At 62.1% G+C, this 4,955-nt stretch carries 6 protein-coding genes; 2 read left to right on the forward strand and 4 right to left on the reverse strand.

Features of this window, described 5'->3' with window-relative positions:
• Window positions 1-287 (reverse strand): hypothetical protein (locus ABYO54_RS13905; RefSeq protein WP_372808850.1); only part of this gene is annotated, 287 nt, incomplete at its 3' end.
• Between the two features lie 273 nt (window positions 288-560).
• Between ABYO54_RS13905 and ABYO54_RS13910 the strand changes: the two genes are divergently transcribed.
• Complete coding sequence (locus ABYO54_RS13910) at window positions 561-1,196, forward strand: SGNH/GDSL hydrolase family protein (protein WP_372808851.1); 636 nt, start codon at window positions 561-563, stop codon at window positions 1,194-1,196.
• A 57-nt stretch (window positions 1,197-1,253) separates the two neighbouring features.
• On the opposite strand, the gene ABYO54_RS13915 is transcribed toward ABYO54_RS13910, so the two are convergent.
• From ABYO54_RS13915 to ABYO54_RS13925, 3 genes are all read right to left on the reverse strand, one after another.
• Window positions 1,254-2,432: a Gfo/Idh/MocA family protein gene (locus tag ABYO54_RS13915; protein WP_372808852.1), complete on the reverse strand. Its 1,179-nt coding sequence runs from the start codon at window positions 2,430-2,432 to the stop codon at window positions 1,254-1,256.
• Window positions 2,433-2,505: 73 nt separating this feature from the next.
• On the reverse strand, window positions 2,506-2,970 hold the full coding sequence (locus ABYO54_RS13920; protein ID WP_372808853.1) for a cupin domain-containing protein: 465 nt from the start codon (window positions 2,968-2,970) through the stop codon (window positions 2,506-2,508).
• 46 nt (window positions 2,971-3,016) lie between these two features.
• Complete coding sequence (locus tag ABYO54_RS13925) at window positions 3,017-4,369, reverse strand: glycosyl hydrolase (protein WP_372808854.1); 1,353 nt, start codon at window positions 4,367-4,369, stop codon at window positions 3,017-3,019.
• 87 nt (window positions 4,370-4,456) lie between these two features.
• Between ABYO54_RS13925 and ABYO54_RS13930 the strand changes: the two genes are divergently transcribed.
• Window positions 4,457-4,955 (forward strand): helix-turn-helix domain-containing protein (locus ABYO54_RS13930; protein ID WP_372808855.1); only part of this gene is annotated, 499 nt, incomplete at its 3' end.

Raw genomic sequence — 4,955 nt, forward strand, 5'->3', positions numbered from 1 at the left:
CGGGATTGTTCGGTGATCGCCTGCGTGTAGTGGGTGTCCCAGTTCATGGCCATCCGGGACGTCGCCCATTGCGGGTCGGCGGCGGTTTGGGCCACCAACGGATCGATCCGTTCCCGCAGTCCGCTGAAGGCCGCCGTTGCCCAGTCGACCGTGGTGGTCTTTTGCACGATCGCGTCGTGCCTGTCGGCGGTGACGAGCAGTTGCGGGTGGTTGGCAAATGCAACCGAATCCAGCGCGCAGAGCGCGATCCAGCCGGTTGTTGTTCGAAGTATGCTGCGTGGTTTCATGGCGTTCCTTTCGTGCCGTCTTCGCATGGCCCCGTGCCTTCGCAACGGGGGGGGCGGTGGGAAATGTTCGATCGAAAAATAAAAGACAAAAAGCCGGATCGGTCAATGGGATTTGCGGCGGCATCACAATTTGCGGAAAAACCATTGATCGTTTGCGAATATTCCCTACCTTTTGCCTGTGAAAAATAGATTGGCGGGATGACGCGCCGCGCGACGGTCCATTGGGCCCGAAAACGCCCCGCCCGGTGCGGGAACCGCCATGGAGGAAAATTCATGACCGAGAAAACCATCCTGTGCTTTGGCGATTCGAATACCTGGGGAGCCGATCCCGCAGGCGGCCCCCGCTTTGACCGCTCAATCCGCTGGCCCTGCATTTTGCAGCAGGAGCTCGGCGACGCTTTCCATGTGGTGGAGGAGGGGCTCTGCGGCCGCACCACGGTTTGGGACGACCCCATCGAGGGCCACAAAAACGGACTGCGGCAACTGGTCCCGATCCTCAAATCGCACGAGCCGCTGGAGCTGGTGATCGTCATGCTCGGAACGAACGACCTGAAAAACCGTTTCGCCGTCTCCGCGTTGGATGTCGCCAACAGTGCCTGGGCCTTGGTTCGCGCCGCCCGTTCCTGCACCGATCCGGCCACCGGGAAGGCGCCGGAAATTTTGGTGGTCTGCCCTCCGCCGTTCGCGCCGCTCGCCCCGACCGCGTTCAAGGATCTGTTTGTCGGCGGCGAGGAAAAGTCGCACCGGCTGGCGGAGGCGTTTGCCGCCGTTGCCGAGCAGCGCGGCTTCCGCCTGTTCCAGGCCGGCGGCGTGATCCAAAGCAGCGCCATCGACGGCATCCATTTCGAAGCCGCAGAACATCTTAAGCTCGGACAGGCCCTCGCCGCCGAAGTCCGGAACATGTTCTGATGCGCGGCGCCGTTGGCTTCCGTCCGCCGGTTGCGGATGAAGCCGGCGCCGCGGAGGTTAGCCGAGTTCCGGGACATCGAGCCACTTGCGCTCCTTCCAACTCTGCATTCCGAGCTCGGCGAGCTGGACGCCCTTGGCGCCTTCCATCAGCGAATGGTTCCATTCGGTGTCGAGCACGACGTGCTTGATGAACAGCTCCCACTGGATCTTGAAGGCGTTGTCGTATTCGAGGTTGTTCGGCACGTTTTCCCACGCTTCGAAGAAATCGATCGGCTGCGGGATGTCGGGATTCCAGACGGGCTTGGGGGTGTTGGCGGCCGACTGGGTCTTGACTTCGCGCAGGCCGGCCACCGCCGAACCCTTGAGACCGTCGACCTGCACGGTCAGCAGGTCGTCGCGGCGAACGCGGGTGCACCACGAGCTGTTGAACTGCACCATGGTGCCGTCTTCGAGCAGGAACATGGCATAGGCCGAGTCGTCGGCGGTGGCCTTGAACGGCGTGCCGTCTTCGCGGCGGCGTTCGCCGATGTCGGTCGCGCCGTAGGCCACCAAACTCTTGATCGGGCCGAACACGTTGTCGATCACATAGCGCCAGTGGCAGAACATATCGATCATCATGCCGCCGCCGTCTTCGGCGCGGTAGTTCCAGCTCGGCCGCTGGGCGGGCTGATCCAGATCCATGCCGGTGAAGACCCAATACCCGAACTCGCCGCGAACGGAGAGGATCTCGCCGAAGAAGCCGAGCTCCTTGAGCATCTTGAGCTTGCGGAACCCGGGCAACCAGAGCTTGTCCTGCACCACGCCGTTTTTCAGCCCGGCGTCCTCGACCAGCTTGGCCAAACGCACCGCTTCCCCGGTTTCGACGGCGGTCGGCTTTTCGCAGTAGATCGCCTTGCCCGCCTTTACGGCGGCTTCGATGAAGCCCGCGCGCTGGAGTGTGCCGGAGGCATCGAAGAAGATCTCGTGGTCGCCGTATTTTCCGTCGAGCGCGCCCTGCACGTCGGTGGTGTATTTGAAGGGTTCGCCGCGGGTTTCGTTGCCGTATTTCTCGGCCAGTTCCTTCAGCGCATAGTCGCGCCGCCCGGTCAGGATCGGGTCGGGCATAATGATCAGGTCGTTGCCGACCTTGATGCCGCCCTGCTTGATGATTGCGCCGATGGAGCGGGCCAGGTGCTGGTTGGTGCCCATGCGCCCGGTTACGCCGTTCATGATGATGCCGATGCGTTTGATTTCCATGGTAGATCTCCTTTCGATGGGCGGACACAAGGCCCGCCCTTACCTCAAGTTTCCGATTTCAGGTTTCTAGTTTCTATATAATGATCGGCCCGCCTTCGGGCAGGTCGGTGCACTGCGGGTGCGCGCCGGCGGGTAGGGCGGGAACGTCGACGCCCTCCTTCGGCAGCGTGCCGGCCAGCTCCTGTTTCCAGTGGGCGACGTCGCCGGCGGGGCCGTAGCAGTAGATGAAGGTTGCGGGCTCGGTGCCGATGTTGGTCATCTGGTGATAGACGCCGGAAGGAATGTGAACGATCTGCCCGGCCTCCATTTCGCGGCGCTCGTCGCCGAGGCACATTTCGGTTTTGCCGGAGACGACGAAGTAGACTTCCTCCTGCTCCTGGTTGTGCCACGGAACCTGTCCGCCGTTGGGGTCGAGGGTCACGAAGCCCATCGCGAAATTGGTGCATTGCACGGGCGAGGCGCCGCCCACGAGGTTTTGCGTCAGCCGCTTGGCCGGATAGGTGCGGCCCTTGATTTCCTTGAGGTCTCCAATGATCATGGTTTTCTCCTTTTAAGGCGGGCGCAGGACCCGCCCGTACATTTGGTTATAGATAGAATTTGTAGTAGGGCTCGTCGTGGGCGAGGCGCTGGACATAGAGGGCGGCTTCGCGGGCGTGGTAGTCGCCCCACATGCTCGATTCGCCGCAGGGGACGGAGCGGCCTGCGGGAATGTGGTCCCAGCCGTTGGGGCGGTGGTAGACCGAGTGCAGGATCAGCCCTTGGTGGGCTTCGTCGAGGCTGAGATAGTTGTCGCTCAGCAGCGTTTTCATCACCGTGAGTCCGGCCTGGGTGTAGGTTGAATCATCGAGATAGCGGCCGAGCCGCAGCAGCCCTTGGGCGCCGATGGCGGCGGCGGAGGAATCGACCGGTTCCGCATCGTTGAACGGATCGGATTCGCGTTCGTAGACTTCGGCGCCAAGCTGGTGCAGGTCGAGCGCGCCCGTGTCCCAATAGGGAATGCCGTCGGTGGCGGTGTGCTCGATGTAAAAATCGCAGGTGGCTTTCGCCATCTTCAGCAGGAAGGCTTCGATCGCTTCGCGCCCGCCGAGCGGCTCGAGTTCGGCATCTTCCAGGGTCTGGATAAATTCGAGTTGTTCCGCGGCGCCGAGCATGATCCAGGCGAGTCCGCGCGTCCAGGTGGTGAAGGGCGAAAAGCCCTGCTGCGAGTTGGGGCAGCGGTAGGCGCCGTCGTTCACGTTGAAAATACTCTCGTGGGCGGTGCGGCCCCAAACATCGTAGTGGTCGCGCCCTTCGCCATAGTAGACGGCAAAATCGGCGGTGGTCTTCGCGTGCTGCACCAGCCGTTCGAGCAGGCTGGTCCGCCGGTCGTTTTCGCCCATGAGCGCATATCCGAGCTGATGGCCGACCGCCAGCGCGCGCAGCGAGCGAATGGTGTCGGCGAACAAAGAGTGCGGGCCGTTGAAGGAATAGATGTAGCCGCCGGCGGGCAGGGCGGTCCAGCGCTTGGCCTGCACCGCGCTCGAGGCCTGCAACGCCATGACGTAGAAATTGCGTTCCCATTCGTTTTCGGGGATCCGGCCTTCGTTCATCAGGCGCAGCAGGTTGCCGTAGGTGCTGACGTTGTTGAAGCCGTGGTCGTGTACGCCGAAATGGCTCACGTGCGGCGCCATCTTTTCCACGGTGTTCTTTTTCCCCATCTCCAGAAACGTCGGGTTCCCCGTGGCATCGAACTGAAGGATTTCGGAGCCGTATTGGAAGCCCTGCGTCCATTCGGTCCAGCCGCGCGCGGTGTATTTCCCCGCCACGGTAAAGACGGGCGATCCCTTGGCCGGGTCATAGTGCCGGTCGAGGTCGGCGATTTTCTGCCCCGAGACCTGCCAGAAGCGTTCCAGGTCCGGTATCAGCTCTTGCGGAGTAAGGGTTGGATGAATGCGCATAAGTTCCTCCGGGATATATTGCGGTCAAAAATATATTGCACGGGAAATATGTCAAGGCCTATATTGCGCCGCGTCGATGGGGGGAAAATGGGAATACCGCATATGGATATGTACAACTTTTCGGTCGTGCGCGATTTGCGCAAGCGCGACGGCATGACGATCGCCGATCTGTCGGAACGCACGGGGATCTCGACGGCGGTGATCTCGAAGCTGGAGCGCAACCAGACGGTGGCGGAGCTGAAGACGCTGTTCCGGTTGGCCCGCGCGTTCGGGCTGACGGCCTCGGAAATGCTGGCGTTGGTGGAGTCGCGCACCGCGCAGGCGAAGCGGGAGACGGACCGGATTGCCGGCGACTTCCATTTCCGGCAGATCGAGTTCGCCAATTCCCAGTGCTACTATGCCGAAGCGCCCAAGGGCGCATCGCGCTCCAATCCGGACGCGCACCGCGACGATTGCGAGGTGTGCTGGGTGCTGGAAGGCCAGGTCCGGATCGATTTGCCCTACGAGCACCATATTCTCGCGGCGGGCGACTGCCTGCAGTTCGATGCCGTTTTCGAACACTCCTACGAGGTGCTCGAGGATTGCC

Source organism: Pontiella sp., assembly GCF_041622395.1.
In the GTDB taxonomy this organism is placed as follows: domain Bacteria; phylum Verrucomicrobiota; class Kiritimatiellia; order Kiritimatiellales; family Pontiellaceae; genus Pontiella.

Excerpts from the sequence above, each read along its gene's own strand:
- ABYO54_RS13910 (WP_372808851.1), top strand. The coding sequence starts at position 561 with ATGACCGAGAAAACCATCCTGTGCTTTGGCGATTCGAATACCTGGGGA.
- ABYO54_RS13915 (WP_372808852.1), bottom strand. The coding sequence starts at position 2,432 with ATGGAAATCAAACGCATCGGCATCATCATGAACGGCGTAACCGGGCGC.
- ABYO54_RS13920 (WP_372808853.1), bottom strand. The coding sequence starts at position 2,970 with ATGATCATTGGAGACCTCAAGGAAATCAAGGGCCGCACCTATCCGGCC.
- ABYO54_RS13925 (WP_372808854.1), bottom strand. The coding sequence starts at position 4,369 with ATGCGCATTCATCCAACCCTTACTCCGCAAGAGCTGATACCGGACCTG.